This window comes from Streptococcus oriscaviae (genome assembly GCF_018137985.1).
Lineage (GTDB): Bacteria > Bacillota > Bacilli > Lactobacillales > Streptococcaceae > Streptococcus > Streptococcus oriscaviae.
Map to the genome: position 1 here is coordinate 529181 of NZ_CP073084.1, position 18925 is coordinate 548105.

Sequence of the window (18925 nt, forward strand, 5' to 3'; positions counted from 1 at the left end):
ATTCCTTATTTTTCCTCCAATCAATAGATTTAAATTAGTTGTTGCTAATTAAGTAGGGTTGTCAAGGATTTATCTAAACAAGCAAACCATTTTTGAAAACGCATTCTAAAATCCCTTGCAAAAAACATCTCTTGGAGGCCTCCTAATTTCTATCATTTTTACGAAAGATTTTACCCCTAAAAAGAAGAAAAATAATGACAGAAAAGGTATAATAGAAAAAAAACTATCTGGAGGCTCTTATGGCAATTACCTATAAAAAAGAAGATGACTTGGAAAAAATTTTGGAGAAGTTTGCATCCTTTGACAAACTGGAAGAAATAGAATTTCCAGATCCAAAATCAAACCAAACTACTGACAAAGAAGATGTGAAATAAGATGACCGACCTATTTCAAAACCTTCCCACTTCTATCTTACAAGCTGGGGCCATCTTTTTATCGATTATGATTGAGGCCCTACCCTTTGTTCTGATTGGCTCGATCATCTCAGGTTTCATCGAGGTCTATATCACACCAGATATGGTTCATCGCTACCTGCCCCAAAATAAATTTCTGCGGATTTTATTCGGTACCTTTATCGGCTTTATTTTCCCCTCCTGTGAGTGTGGCATCGTTCCCATTGTCAATCGACTATTGGAAAAAAAGGTACCCAACTATACTGCTATTCCCTTTCTGGCAACGGCACCTGTCATCAACCCCATCGTACTGTTTGCGACCTTCACTGCCTTTGGGAACTCCGTCAAGTTCGCCCTCTACCGTGCCTTGGGTTCCATTTTAGTGGCACTTGTTTTAGGGATTGTTCTTGCTTTTTTCCAGACAGACAGTATCCTCAAGGAAAATCAGATTCACCAGCATGAACACGACTTTTCCGATAAAAAAGGCTGGACCAAGGTTGGCTATGCCCTCATTCAAGCCATCGATGAATTTTTTGACACAGGGCGTTACTTGGTCTTTGGCTGTCTGTTTGCGAGCTTAGTGCAGGTTTATGTACCTACTTCCGTCCTGACCACTATCGGTCACAATCCGATAACAGCCATTCTCCTCATGATGGTTCTGGCCTTTTTGCTGTCGCTCTGCTCCGAAGCAGATGCTTTTATCGGCGCTTCCTTACTATCTAGCTTTGGCTTTGCTCCTGTCATGGCCTTTCTCATCATCGGTCCTATGATTGATATAAAAAACCTGCTAATGATGAAGCATTATTTTAAACCTCGCTTCATCCTGCAATTTATCTGCTTGATTTCTCTGGTTATTCTAGGCTACTGTCTACTAATAGGAGGATTTTAGATGATTCGCTTTCTCATTTTAGCTGCTTATTTTGAAATGACCATGTACTTATACGTTTCAGGTAAGCTAGATCAATATATCAATCTTCATTACAGTTATTTGGCCTACCTCTCTATGATTTTGTCCTTTATCCTTGCCATCGTTCAATTGGTTGTCTGGATGAAACAAATAGAAACGCACAGCCATTTAACCAAAAAATCCGCTAAAGTAGCCAGCATTGGCCTCCTTCTTCTCCCTTTAATTGTTGCCTGGCTTTTCCCGACAGTCAGTCTGGACTCTGCGACGGTTTCTGCCAAGGGCTACCACTTCCCTTTGGCCGCTGAAAACGACACACAAACTCAGGCACAAGAAGGAACAAGCGTTCAATATCTAAAACCGGATACTTCTGTTTACTTTACCAAATCTGCCTATCAGACAGAGATGCGCAAGGTAGCAGACCGCTATCTTGCAAGTGACCATATCCAAGTGACCAGCGAAAATTATATGGAAGTGATGGAAGCCATCTACGACTATCCTGATGAGTTTGTCGGAAAGACCATTGAGATGGTTGGCTTTGTCTACAACGACCCAGAAAATCCTCATCAAGTCTTTCTTTTTCGATTTGGTATCATCCACTGCATTGCGGACTCGGGAGTCTATGGCCTTTTGGCAACGGGGCTTCAAGAAAACTTCACAGACAATAGCTGGGTGAAGGTGAGCGGTACCATCAAGGTTGCCTACCACAGCTCACTCAAGCAAGCCTTACCGACTATTGATGTTTCAACAATTCAAGAAGTCCAACAACCTAAAAACCCCTATGTCTATCGTATTTTCTAAGAAAAAAGTGGAAATTCCAAGTGAATTTTCTGACAATTTATGCTATAATAAGACCTATACTACAGATTGGAAATGAGTTATGACAGCACACGTTTTGTTTACAATTTTTGGAGCCAGTGGCGATCTGGCTAAACGCAAGCTTTACCCTTCGCTCTTTCGCCTCTATAAGGCTGGACATTTGGGAGAGCATTTTGCCGTTATCGGTACTGCCCGTAGACCTTGGACCAAGGAGTTTTTTGAGCAGATTGTGATTGAATCTCTAGGTGATTTACCTGATAATTCACGCCAAGCTCATGCCTTTGCCAGCCATTTCTACTACCAAAGTCATGATGTCAACGACACAGAGCATTATGTGGCTCTGCGTAATCTGCAAAAAGAACTGGGCCAACAGTACGACACTCAGAATAACAAAGTTTTCTTCTTATCCATGGCTCCAGAGTTTTTCGGTACAATCGCTCGCCATCTCAAGTCGGAACAGATTGTGGATGGTCAAGGGTTCGAGCGGCTTATCATCGAAAAGCCTTTCGGTACTAGCCTTGAAACAGCGACCCAGCTTAACAATGAACTGTCCGAAACCTTTGAGGAAAATCAAATCTACCGCATCGACCATTATCTAGGCAAGGAGATGGTGCAGAATATCTTTGCTGTCCGCTTTGCCAATATCATCTTTGAGCATATCTGGAACCGCGACTACATCGAGAGTGTCCAAATTAGCTTTGCAGAGTCTATCGGCGTTGAAGATCGAGGCGGTTACTACGACCATTCAGGAGCCCTCAAAGATATGGTACAGAACCACGTCCTGCAAGTTTTGTCACTGCTTGCCATGGACAAGCCTGCAAGTTTTAGCGAGCAAGATGTCCGCGCTGAAAAAATCAAGGTCTTCCAAAGTCTCAAACAACAAACGGACCAAGAGATTAAGCAAAACTTTATCCGAGGTCAATATACAGCTGGTTCAATTGATGGCAAGGATTATCCTGCCTATCTGGATGAGGCCAATATCCAGGAAAATTCACAGACCGAAACATACGCAGGTGGTGTCTTCTTCGTTGATACAGACCGCTTCCGTGACATTCCCTTCTTCTTCCGTACTGGCAAGCGCCTGACAGAAAAAGGAACCCGTGTCACCATTATCTTCAAACAGGCAGAAGATATTTTCGGTCAGCATTCTGAGCGCAATGTCTTGACCATCTATATCCAACCAACTGAGGGCTTCTCCTTGTCCATTAACGGCAAAGAGGTCGGTTCTCACTTTGCTCTAACACCAGCCAAGCTGGATTTCCGCCACAATGCCACAGCTCTGGGCAACTCACCAGAAGCCTACGAAAAACTCTTCTTCGACGTCTTGAAGGGGGATTCAACCAACTTCAGTCACTGGGAGGAAGTTAAGGCTAGCTGGACATTGATTGACCGCATTGTTGCTCTCTGGCAAGACAACCAAGTGCCGCTTCACCTCTATCCGGCAGGAACCATGGGCCCACAGGCTGCCTTTGACTTGTTGGAAAGCTATGGTAGCCAGTGGATTTGGACACCAGATGTCTGGTACCGTGAACGAGGCTTACTAAAATAAAACAAGAAAACTGGAGCATTCCAGTTTTTTTAGGAGATATACAATGACACCTATTCTTTCAGAAATCTTGATGGCTCTTGAGAAAGCGAGCCATACAGGCACGCTCAAACGCTATGAAAAACTAAATGAAACCAAGCCTTATTATGGTGTTCCTATGGGAGCCATCTCTAGCTTGGCCAAACACTATAAGAATCAATTTGACCTCTTTATTCCCCTTTGGCAAACAGGGGTGTTAGAGGCTCAGTATCTGGCTATTCAAATCGCCAAGAGTAAACCTGATCAACTGAGCAAGGAGGACTTACAAACCTGCTTGGAGGAATCGGTTTCCCAAAATGTCCTTGATAAGTTTGCCAGTCTGATCTTAGCCAAACGCAAAGATAGCAAAGAATGGGAAACTGTTCTTCTTTCCCAAACCCAACCCATCTTTCAACGCTTGGGCTGGTTTCTGCGTGCCAAATACTTTGCGGGTAAAACAGCCAACTCAGAAGAAATTGAACAAACCTTGGATACCATTTTCACTCAACTGCAGTCTGCCCACCCTCTTGTACAATGGACCATGAATCAGTGCTTGGTCGAAATTGCTGTTGCCTATCCTCCTTATCTAGATAAGGCACTGACCATCGGTAAAGACCTCGCTGTGTACGCTGATATGAAAGTGGCTAAGGGCTGTACTTCTGCCTATGCACCAGATTGGATTGAGGCGCTTTTACGGAGGAAATAAGAATGGAGCATAAAGGAACCCAAACCTTAGAAACAGACCGTCTACTTCTGCGTCCCTTTCAGGTAAAGGATGCAACAGATGTTTATCAAAACTGGACTTCAGATGAGAAAGTCACTACATACTTAACCTGGCAAAGGCATCAAGCTCTTAAAGATACGGAAGACTATGTCCAATTCTGCACCCAATCCTACTCACAGGAAACATCTTACAGATGGATTATCGAGCTCAAAGAAAGCAAACAAGTAATCGGAGACATTTCTGTTGTCGGACTGGATGAAAAAGTCCAAGCTGCCGAACTGGGCTGGGTACTTGGCAGTAGGTGGTGGGGACAAGGCTATATGCCAGAAGCCCTTGAGGCAGTAAGCCGCTTTTTACTTGAAGAAGTCGGTTGTTTACGTATTGTTGCTGTCCATGATACGGAAAACACCCCCTCTGGTCGTGTCATGAAAAAAGTGGGTATGACCTATGAGGGTACGCTTCGTCAAGCAGCAAGAAACAATCGCGGCATTGTCGATATTGCTGTCTATTCCCTTCTCAACACTGACAAAAACAAAAGCCGTTAGTTCAATCTGAGCTAACGACTTTCTTTTTATACAAGACCTTCAAGCAAACCGCGCATAAATTCTTCTGATTTGAATTCGCCAATGTCGTCAATTTTCTCACCAAAACCAATCAACTTCACTGGAACATCCAGCTCCTGACGGATAGCAAGGACAACACCACCACGCGCAGTACCGTCCAATTTGGTCAAAACCAAACCGGTCAGCGGTGTAATTTTTGAGAATTCCTTGGCCTGACTTAGAGCATTTTGACCTGTTGAGGCATCAAGGGCCAATAAGGTTTCATGCGGAGCATCTGGAATCGTTCGTTTGATGATGCGGCCAATCTTTTCCAATTCGGCCATGAGATGGTCTTTGTTCTGAAGACGACCTGCTGTATCAATCATCAAAATATCCACACCCTCTGCAAGGGCTCTTTCAACACCATCATAAACAACACTGGCCGGGTCTGATTTTTCAGGCCCTGTTACAACAGGAGCATCTACACGGCGACCCCATTCAACCAACTGAGCAACCGCTCCAGCACGGAAGGTATCGGCAGCAACCAGCATGACTTTCTTGCCTGCTTGTTTGTACTTATAGGCTAGCTTGCCGATAGAGGTGGTCTTACCGACACCATTGACACCGACAAAAAGCATGACTGTCAAACCAGACTGAAAATTGATTTTTTCACTGAACTGGCCATCTTTTTCATAAATATCAACTAGCTTTTCGATAATTAGACGCCGTAGGTCTTCCGTCTTCTTGGCATTTTGTAGTTTTGCCTCATAACGTAGATCCTCTGTCAAGGTTGATGCTACCTGCACGCCCACGTCTGACAAAATCAGCAATTCTTCTAATTCATCAAAGAAATCTTCATCTACTGATCGGAAGTTTGCAAAAAATTCATTTAGTCGGGCTCCGAAACCTGTACGGGTCTTTTTCAGCGTGCGTTGGTACTTGTCCTGCTCACTTTCTTGAGCAACTTGCGCGGGCTCTGAAAGCAGCTCTTCCTTAGCTTTGGTTTGAACAGCAGGATCTAGACCTAATTCTTGTGCTTCTTTGACACGAGCTGCGGCAGCTTCCTTAGCTGCATAATACTGAGCCATCATGTCCAAGGTTCGCTGTTTTTGTTCCTCTTGCTCAGCTGTCAATGTTGAGTCGGCTACTTCTTCAGGAGCGGCATGTTCTTGTTCTGGCTCAACCTGTTCAGCTTCTTCTGACTGGATAGCTTCAAGCTCTTCAACCGCTTCTGCCTGTTTTTCTTCTTGAGCCCCTTGTCCAAATAATCGTTCAAATAATCCCATATTAGCCCTCGCTTAATACATAGTTTTCAATTACCCAAGCAATGCCATCTTCGTCGTTGGTTTTGGGTAGGATCAGTTTGGCAGCTGACTTGATTTCGTCTGTCGCATTTGCCATCGCTACACCCATCCCAGCCCATTCAATCATAGAAAGGTCGTTGCCTTCATCTCCACAGGCCATAACCTCTGACTGGTCAATCCCGAGGTGCTTAATCAACTTTGCCAGACCATTTGCCTTATGGACACCCTTAGGACTCCATTCTAGCAAAATATCCCGCGACTTGAAAATTTCAAAACGCTCATACAGTTCCGCAGGAATTTTCGGAATCTGTCCATCCAGAAAATCCGCAGCAACCGCCGATACTGCCTTGTTATAGACAAAGTCTTCCGGCATTTCTTCGTCGCTGGTTATGATTTTATTGAGCAATGGGTTGCAGGTTAGATAAAGGGATTCATGAGCTGACGGTAGTGAGTAGACATCGCCACCGTAAAGGACGTCTAGCGGCAAATCCAATTTATTGGTCACTTGACGAATAGCACGGACATCCTCAATACTAAAACCGATTTTATCCAAGATTCGGCCTGTATTTTCCTGTACTAACCCACCATTAAAGGTGATGGAGTACTGATTTTCTCCTAGCAGTTCTAACTCTTCCAAAAAAGTACCGATAGCCTGAAGTGGACGCCCAGTGGTTAAGACAACATAGGCTCCCTGTTGGCGTGCTGCCCGCAGAGCTTTTTTATTAGCTTCTGTAATGCGTTTGTCCGATGTCAGAAGTGTACCATCTAAATCTAGCGCAATCAATTTAATTGCCATTTACTTCCTCCTCTAAATAGCCTAAAACCGCCTCGTCGTTGCAATGCCCGATAACTTGATCTGCAAGCGTCTTAACTTCCTCTCTTGCATTTGCTGTTGCAACAGCGTGACCTGCAAAGGCCATCATATCCAAATCATTTTGGTTGTCGCCAAAAGCTACCACATTTTGTTTTGTTACTCCAAGATGGACACAAAGATGGCTTAAACCAACTGACTTATTTGAGCCGGGCGGGATTATATCAATATTGTCAAATCCCGTTGTCATGGCTGTTATCCCCTCAAACGAGTCATTTATCCACTGTCTAGCATCGTCCATTTCCTCAGGGGAGAATTTAGCATTCAGCTTTATGATGTCTTCTTGAACCTCTTTAAAAGAGTCTACCAAGTGGAAATGGGAGTAATAATTGGTCATGGCTTCCAAGAATTGAGAGTCTGCATTTTTCAATAAATAGAACTGTTCGCGACCAGATAAAATCATGGCCCGACTGCTTCCGTACGGACCAGCATCAATTCCGTCAATAATCGGGAGATAAACCTCAGGGGGAATGGGGTCATCCATAAAAACGGTCTGTCCCTGATACTCCACGATAGAACCGTTTTCTGCCACAAAGCCAATCTCGTCTACGAAATCTTCAAAAACGAGCTTAAGACTTTGTATCGACCGTCCACTAGCAGCTACAAACAAGTAGCCTCTTTCCTTGAATTGGTCAATTAGACGACGAAACCGTTTCTTATCATAACCATGGTCCTCCCTCAAGAAGGTGCCATCCATATCGGCTGCAAAAATCTTTTTTATCATGTCATACTTTCTATGTCTTTGAGTTTAACAGAAACAATCTTAGACACCCCAGATTCCTGCATGGTCACACCATACATGGCATCTGCCGCCGCCATTGTTCCCTTGCGGTGAGTCACGACGATAAACTGGCTGTCCTTGTCGAAGCGATTGAGATAGTCTCCAAAGCGCTTGACATTTGCCTCATCCAGCGCCGCTTCCACTTCGTCAAGGATGACAAATGGAATGGTTTTAACGCGAATAATGGAAAAGAGCAGAGCGAGGGCTGAGAGGGCCTTTTCGCCACCCGACATGAGATTGAGTGATTGGATTTTCTTGCCCGGAGGCTGCACCGAAATCTCAACTCCGGCTGTCAACAGGTCTGGCGTTGTCAGAATCAAATCAGCCGAACCTCCACCAAACATCTGACGGAAGGTCGTCTTGAAACTCTCTCTAATCGCATCAAAGGTCAGTTTGAAGCGCTCTTTCACCTCATCATCCATCTCATGGATAGTATCAAGCAGCAAATCGCGGGCTGATAAGATGTCTGCTCTTTGTTCATTGAGAAAGACCAGACGGTTAGAAACTTCATCATACTGCTCAATGGCGTCCAGATTGACAGGGCCCAAAGCACGAATCGCTCGTTCCAGTTCCTTCAACTCCTGTTCTGCCTTCGCTAGATTATCCAATGGTTGGGCGGTCTGACTTGCTTCTTCAAAGCTCATCTTGTAATATTCTGTCAGATTACCCAAGAGGTTTCTCAATTTATCTGCGGCCTGCTCACAATCCGCTTCCAACTTGGCCTGCTTGCGAATGAGGTCATCATTTTTCAGACGTGCCTGTTCCAGACGGGCTTCTAAATCTTCAAATTGCCCATCTACGTCTTCTAATTCAAACTTGAGACGGATAAGGACTTGGCCGGTTTCTTCCTTGCGCTGATTCGCTTGATTCAACTGTCCTTCTAAAACTTCCAGACTGGTGTCATCCAAGGCCTCAATTTTTTGATCGATAACATCCTGAAGCACAGCCATTTCTTTTTCTGTCGCGAGCTTTTCTTCTTCTAAGCGAAGTAGATTTGTCTGCTCAAAGCGCAGCTCACTGGTTAGTTGTGTCTGTTCCAGCTTGAGCGTTGATAGCTTATCTTGGAGAGCCTGTAAACTTTCCTGAATGGCATCTCGGTTGTCCTTAACCTGCTCAATTTGCTCTGTTAGCTGGATTTTTTTCCCGGCAAACCCATCTAAATCCTTGCGGTATTCTTGTTCCAAATCCTGCAATTCTGCCAAGAGCCCTTGATTGGTCTGACTCAGCTGCAGCTGGTAAAGCGCCGTCACTTCTTCCAAGCGTTTACCAATTTGCTCATGGCGAAGACGGCTTCCCTGCTCAGCTAAGCGGGCTTCTTCTCCTTCAGATTTGATGGTATCAAGTTGTTGACGAGCCTTCTCTAGAGCTTCTTTCTGATGAGCGACCACTTCTTCTTGAGCTTGCAAGGCTTGTGCTAAATCTGCAAGCTCACTAGCTAATGAGTCTAGTTCCGGTTGAATAAAGGTTGTTTGATTTGTCCGATTGCTACCGCCCGCAAAGGAGCCGCCCGGACGAATTTCAGTTCCATCCAAGGTAACTAGACGCACTTGAAACTTGGTAGCACGCGCAGCCTGATTAGCGTTATCAATCGTATCAAAGAGAGCGACTGTTCCCAAAAGATTTTGGAAAATATTCCCCAAACGACTGTCATAGCTCACAAGTTCACTAGCCATCCCCAGAAAACCTGTTGATTTAACTAGAGAGGCTGTATGATGGTCAGCCAATTGGCGCGGCTTGATGGTGGTCAGGGGGAGAAAGGTCGCCCGCCCTTGACGGCTCTGTTTCAGAAAGGCGATTGCTGCCTTAGCGCTTCTCTCATCCTCTACAATAACATGCTGACTAGCCCCTCCGAGCGCAATCTCAAGTGCTGTCTGATAGTGGGGGTCAAAGGTCAATTTTTCACTCACAGCTCCCACAATTCCGCCTATTTTTGAGGCGTTCTGTAAAACTGCTTTAACGCCAGCGTAGAAGTTGGAATGATTTTTCAAGATGGCTTCTAAACTTGCCTGACGAGCCTTTTTTGTTTTGATTTGATCCAACAGATCAAACATCAGCCCCTGCTCTTTTTGATAGCCTTGTTCTAGCTCTGCTAGGGCTTGGTTTTCCCTCTGGTAGTCTGCTAGGAGCTGGCGGAGTTTGGCAACTGTCTCTTCAAGCTCGGACTGACTAATCTCCAGTTCAGCCTCTCCTGCTTCTTTTTCGGCCAGCAGGCGGTTTATCTCCTCTGACTTACTCTCTGAAAGGCTAATCTGATTGGCAATATCCTGCTCAACCTTAGTCAGTTTGTTTGAAAGCTCGGCTTCTTCTTGTAAAAGGCGAACATAGGTTTCACGCAGATGATCCAAAACTTGCTCTGGGTCTTCTGAGAAGTAGGCGATTTCCTTATTTGTTTCGGCTATACCAGCCTCTAAACGCGCCAATTGTTCTTCGATATGCTGCAAATGCAGGCCTTTTTCTGCTAAACCTTGCTGGGTCTTTTCTAATTTCTCTCCCAACTGGGCTAGGCGTTCCTGAGCCTCTTGTCTGCTGGACTCATTCTGGCTGGATTCTAGTTTATAGACTTCAATTTTTCTTTCTAGGTCGCTGATCAGTTTGGTCAAGTCCAAGAGCAAGGCTTGTTTGCGCTCAACTTCTTCCGTTAACTGGTGACGTTGGCTCTTGAGTTCTTGGTTTTCTTGCTCTAGTTTGCTGCGTTGTTCATAGTAGCTACTCAAGTCTTCCCGAACCTGCGCCAACTCTTCTTCCTTGAGAGTCAGACGCTCACGACCACTTTTGAGTTGGGCAACCAAAACATTCAGATAAAGGGCACTTCTCTGGCCATCCAAATCAAGGAATTTCTTGGCAGTCTGAGCTTGTTTTTCCAAGGGTTTGACCTGATTGTCCAGCTCGTAAATAATGTCTTCCAGACGATTGAGGTTATCCTGCGCCTGAGCCAGTTTACTCTCCGTTTCCTTCTTACGAGTCTTGTACTTCAGCACTCCAGCCGCCTCTTCAAAAATCGCGCGGCGCTCCTCAGGTTTCGAGTTGAAAATTGCCTCGACCCGTCCTTGGGAAATAATCGAGAAAGAATCTCTTCCTAGTCCTGTATCCATGAAAAGATCATGAATATCCCGCAAGCGCACCTTCTGGCCATCAATCAAATACTCACTATCACCAGAACGGTAGATATGCCGCTCAACCTTGATTTCCTTATTGTGGTTAGCAATAAAACCAGTGCTGTTGTCTAGCGTCACGATGACCGATGCGTAGTTGAGAGGTTTCCGGCTTTCCGTTCCTGCAAAAATAACATCCGGCATTTTTCCGCCTCGAAGACTCTTGGCAGAAGACTCTCCTAACGCCCACCGTAGGCTCTCTGTAATATTGGACTTGCCTGAACCGTTGGGCCCAACTACTGCCGTCACCCCTCGGTCAAAGACAACCTTTGTTTTATCTGCAAAGGACTTAAAGCCCTGCATTTCAATTGATTTAAGATACATACTTATCCTCTAGCCTCCACTGCATTTTTAGCGGCGGCTTGTTCAGCTAATTTCTTGGAACGGCCCTTACCCTGTCCGATAATCCGTTGGTCAGCCGTCACTACTACTTCAAACACCTTGTCATGGGCCGGACCTGTCTCAGCAATCACCTGATAGGAAATAGCGATTTCCCCATTGACCTGTAACAGTTCCTGAAGGGCAGTCTTATAGTCCGTCACCCGCTCAAAGTTGCCTACCTCCAGTTGCGGAATCATGACCTTATAGAGAAACTCCTCCACGACCTGCTCTCCCTTGTCCAAAAGCAGAGCGCCTAAGAAAGCCTCGAAGGCATCTCCTAGAATGGTATCGCGATTACGACCACCTGACTTTTCTTCTCCCTTGCCCAGGCGTAAGTAGCGATCAAAACCGCAGGCACGCGAAAATCCAGCCAAACTTTCTTCCCGAACAAAGGTCGAACGTAGCTTGGACATTTCCCCTTCTGGATAATGAGGGTACTTCTGGTAAAGGTATTTGGAAATGACCAGCTGAAGAACAGCGTCTCCTAAAAATTCCAAGCGTTCGTTATGTGAAATTTTTAGAAGGCGGTGCTCGTTGGCATAGGAAGTGTGGGTAAAGGCGGTTTCAAGCAAGGGCAAATCCGCAAATTCAATACCAAATTCGGCAGCTAATTTTTCTTGTAATGTTTTCATGATAACTCCTTTTAGTCTGTCCTTACTATTATACCACAAAATGGATTAGGCGCGCTTTTTCCTCCTTATTTCTAAGCAGAAAAGCATTTACAACTTCCTACTTTTTCGCTACAATGAAAGAAGGAAATCGAAAGGAGCCAGCATGAAGAAACCAGCTTTATCAGACCTCAATCTTTCTCTGCTGTCCCTCCTGCAATTTTTAGGGGCCATCTTGGTTATTGCCATTCACAGCCAGAAGGTTTTTGACCACCATGCCCTACATTTTATCCAAAAAAGTATCTTCGGCCGGATGGTTGTGCCTTTTTTCATGGTTAGCGCCAGCTTTTTCATCCGCAGAAATCAACACCAGACTTTGACCTATTTTAAGAGTCAGATTCGTCAGTACCTCTTTTGGTCTGCCCTCTATCTACCTTATTTTGTTCTCTATCTGAGAAGCATCCAATTGCCCCTCACCTCCTATCCCCTTGCTTTCATCATTGGCCTGACCTATACAGGGATTGGATACCAGCTCTGGTATATTCCTGCATTTCTGACTGGACTTTTTCTAGTGAACGTCAGTTTGAAGAAACTAGGTTTTTTCTGGACTAGCTGTCTTGCCCTACTCCTTTATCTGTTGGGGTGTAGCGAAACCTACTCTGCTTTTTTGACAGAAACCAGCGTGGGTACCGTCTTTACAAGCTATATGGACATCTTTTTTACCACCCGAAACGGCCTCTTTTACACACCCGTTTTCATCCTAATTGGCTACGCCCTTTGTGATAACTATTACAGCTCCTTCTTTCAGAAACAAGTCGGCCTCAAGCTCCTAGGAAGTTTCATGTTGTTCTCCTTAGAAGGCTGGCTAATCTTTCACCACCAAGGGATTGACAAGAACTTCTTTCTGGGCCTAATTCCTTTCACAGCCTTCCTAGTAGCTTTCAGTCTATCTAGCAACCTGTTCAAAACAAGAAATCTTGGAGCACTCAAATACTACGCTAACTATTATTACTTCCTCCATCTCATCCCTGTCGAAATATGCCTCTTCCTCCTAAAAGACAGTGGCCTCGAACCTGCTCTCAAGGGCCAGCTAACCTTTCTCATCAGTCTACTGACTTGCCACTTGTTAGCTCATTTTCTGGTTAAACATCAAAAAAAGACCTGATTTGCAATAAATCGGGCCTTTCTTTTACTCCAAATCAAAATCATCCTGTAGTTTTACAATCACCTGTTTGAGCAAGTCGCGATTGACACTGTACTTGACATCACTATCTTTCGTGTTAAAAAGAAGCAAGTCGCCGTTAATCAGTTTTTGTGTGTGGAAAGACACAGCTGCCCCTGTGATAGCCAGTCGTTCGGCAATGTCCTTGCTCTTGGCATGAGGCTTGGTCAGTTCCACCAAGACCTGATAACGCGTACTATCGCTGATAACCTTGAGGGCATTAGTCAAGTCATCTATATCTAACTCCTCATTGGACAGCAAAATCTGGTCAATCCGACAGGAAGCAAGAAGCGCAACCTTCATATTGTCAAACTGCTCATTGCCGTAATAAGCAAACCAAAAACACCATGGACTGAGGACAAAGAATTGGGCATTCTCTATCTTCAAAGCATCCAAGCTAGTCATAGCTAACTGCTTGGATTCTCTGTAGAGTTTTTCAATATCAAACTCTCTAGCAAAGGTTTCTCGCTCCGTTCTTGCCTCTTCAAAATAGGGCTGATAGATTGGAAGCAACTTATACAAGAGATTGACAGAACGCCGAACAGTTTCTAAAGGGTTGCGAATGGCTAGCGACCAATACCATTTTTCCGCTGGCTTTTTGTCCGTCTTTTCCAAGAGTTCCATGAGGCTGAGGTCCTTCTCACGATGACCGTCATTTTCTGACGCCAACATGGTTCGCATGGCCTCTTCAACTTCTTCCTGCGACAAGGCCAGGATTAGCTGGCAGGCTTCCCCAACCGTCTTTGGATCCTGTCCACCATTCAAGAGATAGAAGTAAAGACTATGCAAACTATTAAAGATATGGCCCCAGAGAAAGACCTCGTTGACTTCCTGACGGAAATCAGCTAGCTTTTCCTCAATCTCATCACGAATGTCCAAGGCATCTTTGAGTATGTCTTTTTCTTTCTGTGAAAAATCCGCCTCAAACGGCTCTTCACGCTCCTTGACAATCAAGGGAATGAAAAACTTCTCAACAATCTCACTTCGATAATCACGGTAATCTAATTTCATATTCCTACTTTCTAACCTTGAACGAACTCTTTTTTAGGTTTATGTCCTGTAATAACAGTATAGCCCAACAATCCCACAGAAAGCAAGAGGAAGATCAGGGAAATACTTGTCGCAGAAAGAAGAGTCACCATAAGAGCAACCAGGGCTTGTCCAGCTACCATACCAATCTGGCAGAAAGAATCAATACCACCACCAACAGTTGCCAACTTATCCTCTGGCAGTTCGTTTAACACCAAGGCGTTCATTTTGGGATTAAAAATGCCCAAGGTCACAGCAGTCACAAAAAGAACTGCTAATACCACGTAGATATTGTGAAGGAAGAAACCTGAAAACAGCAAGACAGGCATAAGGGTAGAAAACTTGAGGAGATTGAGCAAGCTGACGTTTTTGAACAGAGCTATCCCCACACTTGAGCCAAGAATACTACCAACTGAAAAGAGAATGGAAATAAGAGCAATCGTAGTTCCAGTATTAACAATGACAAAACCTGAAAACTCCTTCATATTAAGAATCACCAAGGGCGAGAGGGCGGTAAAAATCGCATTCAAGCTAGCGATGGTAACAATAGAAGCCTTGAGCACAGGGATATTTTGAATGGCTTGATAGGATTCTTTGATACTCTGACGAATCCCCTTGACAATACCAGTCCCTGTTTCCGTTTGCTCAACCTGCTGAATCGGATTTTCCTTCAAAAGCTTGGCAAGGGCGGGACGGAGAGTTGCCATAATCGCAAGGCTGGCCAAGAAGGTTCCTGCGTTAAAGAAGGCAAGATTCTGGTAAGACATGAAGCCGATTAGGATAGCACCGCTGGCTTGGAAAGCAATCTGTAAAAGACTTTTGACCGTCACCTTAAAAGCCGTGGCTGTTTCACGGTCTTCTGCCGCTACCACCCGAAGACTGACTGGCATATAGAGGCCGTTTTCGTACTGACCAGCCAAGTCAGACAGGAAGTTGAGGACGCAGACCACTGCTACAATCCAGAGTGCCGGCGCAAATCCCATCAATAAGCCAACTACCACATACAGTCCTACACGAACCACCAGAGTTGCTAGAATGGTATCCAATTTATTTTTAGTCCTATCTGCCCAAATTCCGATGAAGAGCCCCGTTAAAATCGGCAGGGTTTCAGAAGCGGTAATCATGGCCAAGGCAAACTTGGTGTCTGGCAAAAGCAAGACATAGTTCATCAAAGCCAGATAGTAAAGGACATCTCCAAAATTGGAAATCAAGTCTGCCACAAAGCTAGAAAGAAACAATTTATTGTTGACTATTTTTTTCATCATAAACTCCTTTAATCCAAATTAAGCGTTTATTTAATATTATTTTACACTTTATTTAAATAAAGTCAAGAGTTAATTTAAATAAGAACAAAATTTTTATTAAGCGTCTGTTTTATTTCTCCTTTCTGTTTTTTTCTTGACAAGATTGCCTTAGTTTGTTATAGTATTGTTCGGGCACCTCTAGAAGAGGTCGATAAGTAAATAAAAGCTCCCTAGTCTTAGGGAGCTATTTTTATTTTTCCTAGACAACATACTATTTTGGAGGATTTGACAGTATGAAACAGATTGCTTTTGATTCAAATAAATATTTGAACCTACAACGCGACCATATCTTGGATCGTATCGCCCAATTTGAAGGTAAACTTTACATGGAATTTGGCGGAAAAATGCTAGAGGACTTCCATGCCGCTCGTGTCCTTCCTGGTTATGAGCCTGATAATAAGATTAAACTCCTTAAAGAATTGAAAGAACAGGTTGAGATTGTCATCACCATCAACGCTAGCAATATCGAGCATTCTAAGGCGCGTGGCGATTTGGGTATTTCCTACGACCAAGAAGTCTTTCGCTTGATTGATACCTTCAACGATATTGACATCTATGTTGGTTCTGTTGTCATCACCCAGTATGCCGGTCAACCAGCCGCCGATGCCTTTCGCAAGCAGCTGGAAAAGCACGGTATCAAATCCTACCTCCACTACCCTATCAAGGGCTACCCATCTGACATCAACCACATCATCTCGCCAGAAGGTATGGGAAAAAATGACTACATCGAAACCAGCCGCAATTTAGTTGTCGTAACCGCTCCTGGCCCAGGTTCTGGCAAGCTTGCCACCTGTATCTCCCAGCTCTACCACGATCAACTCCACGGAATTACTTCTGGCTATGCCAAGTTTGAAACCTTCCCAGTCTGGAATTTGCCACTCCACCATCCTGTCAATCTAGCCTACGAGGCAGCAACTGCTGATCTTGACGACCTGAATATGATTGACCCCTTCCACCTCCAAACCTATGGAAAAACCGCCGTCAACTACAACCGCGACATTGAAGTCTTTCCAGTTCTCAACCGTACCTTCGAACGCATCTTAAATAAATCTCCATATGCTTCGCCGACAGATATGGGCGTTAACATGGTAGGTTATTCTATCATCAACGAAGAAGCCGCCATCGAAGCTTCTAAGCAAGAAATCATCCGCCGCTACTATCAGACCTTGGTTGACTTCAAGGCTGAGCGTGTTAGCGAGCAGGCTGTGAAAAAAATTGAACTCCTGATGAACGAAGTCGGGGTTACTCCTGCTGATCGCAAGGTTGCACTTGTGGCACGACAAAAGGCAGAGCTAACAGGACAGCCCGCTCTTGCCCTAGAGTTACCAAATGGTGAGATTGTCACCGGTAAAACCTCCGACCTCTTTGGTCCTTCTGCTGCAGTCCTTATCAATGCGATTAAAAAATTGGCCAACATCGCAAAGGAAACCCATTTGATTGAACCAGAGTATGTCCGACCAATTCAAAATCTCAAAATCAATCACCTCGGCAACCGCAACCCTAGACTCCATTCTAGCGAATTACTGATTGCTCTGGCTATTACCGCTATGAATAAAACCGAAGCAGATATTGCCATGAAAGAACTAGGAAATCTCAAGGGAAGCGAAGCCCACTCTACTGTCACGCTTCCTGAAGAAGATAAGAACGTTCTCCGTAAACTGGGAATCAACGTCACCTTTGATCCCATCTACCAACACAACAAGTTTTATCACAAACACTAATTTTACCTTTAAAAAGCTCAAAACCGCGGTTTTGAGCTTTTACTTTTTATATTTTGCACCGGGAAGTAGCACCTACTTATTGAATATCAAAAACGACGGATTTGACCTTGGTCATGGCTTCAATACTGTACTTAATACCTTGTACACCCGCACCAGAACCTTTGACTCCCAAGAATGGGAAGTTGTCTGGGCCGCGTTGGGTTTTGGAATTGATATGCACCGTACCCACTTCCAATTTAGAAGCAAAATCAAAGGCTAGTGGGTAATTGCTAGTAAAAATGGAAGATTGAAGACCGTATTCTGACTGGTTGCAGATGGTCAAGGCCTCATCCAGTGAGCTGACGCGAATAATCGGCAGGACTGGACCAAATGGCTCTTCCCAGGCAATTTCCATGTCTGTTGTCACATGGTCCAAAAGGGTTGGCCAGATGAGATTTTTCTCCCGCTTGTAAGGAGTTAATTCTACTGCTCCTTTTTTCTGAGCATCCTGAACCAAGCCTTCGATAAAGAGGGCAGAACTTTCATCAATGACTGGTGTGATGTCCTTGTTTTCAAATGGATCACCAACTGTCAATTTTTCGACCTCAGCCTGTAATTTGGCAGCCAGCTGGTCTGCAACAGCATCCATGACCAAGACCCGCTTGATGGCTGTACAGCGCTGACCAGAATAACTGAAGGCACCGCTGACAATTTCCTTGGCCGTATGGTCTAGGTCAGCATCCTCAAGGACCACAGCTGCGTCCTTACCACCCAACTCCAACATGATGGGACGAATACCGGCCAATTTTCCGACCTTTTGACCGATCGGTGTTGAGCCTGTAAAGTTGATAAAGTTCACTTCCGGATGCTCGATGATATAGTCCCCAATCTCAGAACCACGGCCCGTGATAGTATTGAAGACACCTGCTGGCAAGCCGGCTTCCGCAAAGGCCTGAGCCAAAAGTAAGCCTGAGATAGATCCTTGCGTTGGCGGCTTAAACATAACCACATTTCCCCCGATAAGGGCTGGGGCAATTTTGGATGCGGACAGATTGACAGGATAGTTGTAGGGGGCAATAGCCAAGACCACACCAACTGGTTCCCGACGAATCAAGGAAATTTTTGATTTGGCAGCTGGTTCATAAGTACCACCTTCCAAGGAAGAACCGTAGACCCGAAGGCCTTCTTCCGCAGCATAGCGAATCAAGTGGGCTGAACGGTCGACCTCGCTGATGGAAGCCTTGATGTCTTTGGACACTTCCTTGGCTAAGATTTCACCGATTTGATCCTTGCGCTCTTCTAAGATATCCGCTGCCTTGTGCAAATACTGGGCCCGTTCATATGCTGACAAAGCCCGCCAAGCAGGGAGCGCCTTGCGTGCTGCTGCCATGGCCACATCGACTTCTTCCTGTGACATAGCAGGAACTGTCCCTAGTTTTTCATCATTTATTGGCGAATAAATTGTGAGGGTTTTGGCAGAGCTTACCCATTGACCATTTACATAGTTTTGATAGTCTTTCAATCTCCAACCTCCTTTGGTAGAATGTGAATAGTGTAACATAACAAAGGGTGAATTGCAAATATTTTTAGAAAATTTTAAATATTCAATACATCGAACTAATTCAAAA

General features: G+C 44.7%; 16 protein-coding genes. 8 read left to right on the forward strand and 8 right to left on the reverse strand.

Annotation, left to right across the window (positions count from 1 at the left end; translation table 11 throughout):
- Positions 1-239: 239 nt before the first annotated feature.
- The 6 genes from INT76_RS11150 to INT76_RS02630 all read left to right on the forward strand — a co-directional run bounded on the left by INT76_RS11150 (position 240) and on the right by INT76_RS02630 (position 4948).
- Positions 240-374: an SPJ_0845 family protein gene (locus INT76_RS11150; protein ID WP_282960511.1), complete on the forward strand. Its 135-nt coding sequence runs from the start codon at positions 240-242 to the stop codon at positions 372-374.
- Position 375: 1 nt separating this feature from the next.
- A complete protein-coding gene (locus tag INT76_RS02610) occupies positions 376-1281 on the forward strand; it encodes a permease (RefSeq protein WP_212571886.1) in 906 nt (301 codons plus the stop codon).
- Positions 1282-2097, forward strand: coding sequence for a TIGR03943 family putative permease subunit (locus INT76_RS02615; protein ID WP_212571889.1), 816 nt, complete (start codon positions 1282-1284; stop codon positions 2095-2097). It begins immediately after the preceding gene.
- Between the two features lie 79 nt (positions 2098-2176).
- Positions 2177-3664: a glucose-6-phosphate dehydrogenase gene (gene zwf / locus INT76_RS02620; protein ID WP_212571891.1), complete on the forward strand. Its 1488-nt coding sequence runs from the start codon at positions 2177-2179 to the stop codon at positions 3662-3664.
- A gap of 43 nt (positions 3665-3707) precedes the next feature.
- Positions 3708-4385, forward strand: coding sequence for a DNA alkylation repair protein (locus tag INT76_RS02625; protein ID WP_212571893.1), 678 nt, complete (start codon positions 3708-3710; stop codon positions 4383-4385).
- A 2-nt stretch (positions 4386-4387) separates the two neighbouring features.
- A complete protein-coding gene (locus INT76_RS02630) occupies positions 4388-4948 on the forward strand; it encodes a GNAT family N-acetyltransferase (RefSeq protein WP_212571895.1) in 561 nt (186 codons plus the stop codon).
- 26 nt (positions 4949-4974) lie between these two features.
- Here the strand turns inward: INT76_RS02630 and ftsY are convergent, their stop codons facing one another.
- From ftsY to rnc, 5 genes are read right to left on the reverse strand one after another with little or no spacing between them, the layout of a single operon-like run.
- Positions 4975-6231, reverse strand: coding sequence for a signal recognition particle-docking protein FtsY (ftsY, locus tag INT76_RS02635; protein WP_212571897.1), 1257 nt, complete (start codon positions 6229-6231; stop codon positions 4975-4977).
- Position 6232: 1 nt separating this feature from the next.
- Positions 6233-7045 (reverse strand): Cof-type HAD-IIB family hydrolase, encoded by an 813-nt coding sequence (locus tag INT76_RS02640; protein WP_212571899.1) that lies wholly within the window; start codon positions 7043-7045, stop codon positions 6233-6235.
- Positions 7035-7844 (reverse strand): Cof-type HAD-IIB family hydrolase, encoded by an 810-nt coding sequence (locus INT76_RS02645; protein WP_212571901.1) that lies wholly within the window; start codon positions 7842-7844, stop codon positions 7035-7037. The genes INT76_RS02640 and INT76_RS02645 overlap by 11 nt, the downstream gene beginning before the upstream one ends.
- Entirely contained in the window at positions 7841-11377 is a 3537-nt protein-coding gene (smc, locus tag INT76_RS02650) for a chromosome segregation protein SMC (RefSeq protein ID WP_212571903.1), read from the reverse strand. Before smc ends, INT76_RS02645 begins: the two co-directional genes overlap by 4 nt.
- Positions 11378-11379: 2 nt before the next feature.
- The gene (gene rnc / locus INT76_RS02655; protein WP_212571905.1) at positions 11380-12066 is read right to left on the reverse strand and encodes a ribonuclease III; all 687 of its coding nucleotides are present in this window, start codon (positions 12064-12066) and stop codon (positions 11380-11382) included.
- Between the two features lie 142 nt (positions 12067-12208).
- On the opposite strand from rnc, the gene INT76_RS02660 reads away from it, so the two are divergent.
- A complete protein-coding gene (locus tag INT76_RS02660; protein ID WP_212571907.1) occupies positions 12209-13207 on the forward strand; it encodes an acyltransferase family protein in 999 nt (332 codons plus the stop codon).
- Positions 13208-13231: 24 nt separating this feature from the next.
- Here the strand turns inward: INT76_RS02660 and INT76_RS02665 are convergent, their stop codons facing one another.
- Both INT76_RS02665 and INT76_RS02670 read right to left on the reverse strand, forming a co-directional pair.
- The gene (locus INT76_RS02665) at positions 13232-14275 is read right to left on the reverse strand and encodes an ArsR/SmtB family transcription factor (RefSeq protein ID WP_212571909.1); all 1044 of its coding nucleotides are present in this window, start codon (positions 14273-14275) and stop codon (positions 13232-13234) included.
- Positions 14276-14286: 11 nt separating this feature from the next.
- Complete coding sequence (locus INT76_RS02670; protein WP_212572998.1) at positions 14287-15555, reverse strand: MFS transporter; 1269 nt, start codon at positions 15553-15555, stop codon at positions 14287-14289.
- Between the two features lie 275 nt (positions 15556-15830).
- Here INT76_RS02670 and INT76_RS02675 point away from each other — a divergent pair, with 275 nt between their 5' ends.
- On the forward strand, positions 15831-17318 hold the full coding sequence (locus tag INT76_RS02675) for a DUF1846 domain-containing protein (RefSeq protein WP_212571911.1): 1488 nt from the start codon (positions 15831-15833) through the stop codon (positions 17316-17318).
- Positions 17319-17394: 76 nt separating this feature from the next.
- Here the strand turns inward: INT76_RS02675 and INT76_RS02680 are convergent, their stop codons facing one another.
- Positions 17395-18819, reverse strand: coding sequence for an NADP-dependent glyceraldehyde-3-phosphate dehydrogenase (locus INT76_RS02680; protein WP_212571913.1), 1425 nt, complete (start codon positions 18817-18819; stop codon positions 17395-17397).
- Positions 18820-18925: the final 106 nt, after the last annotated feature.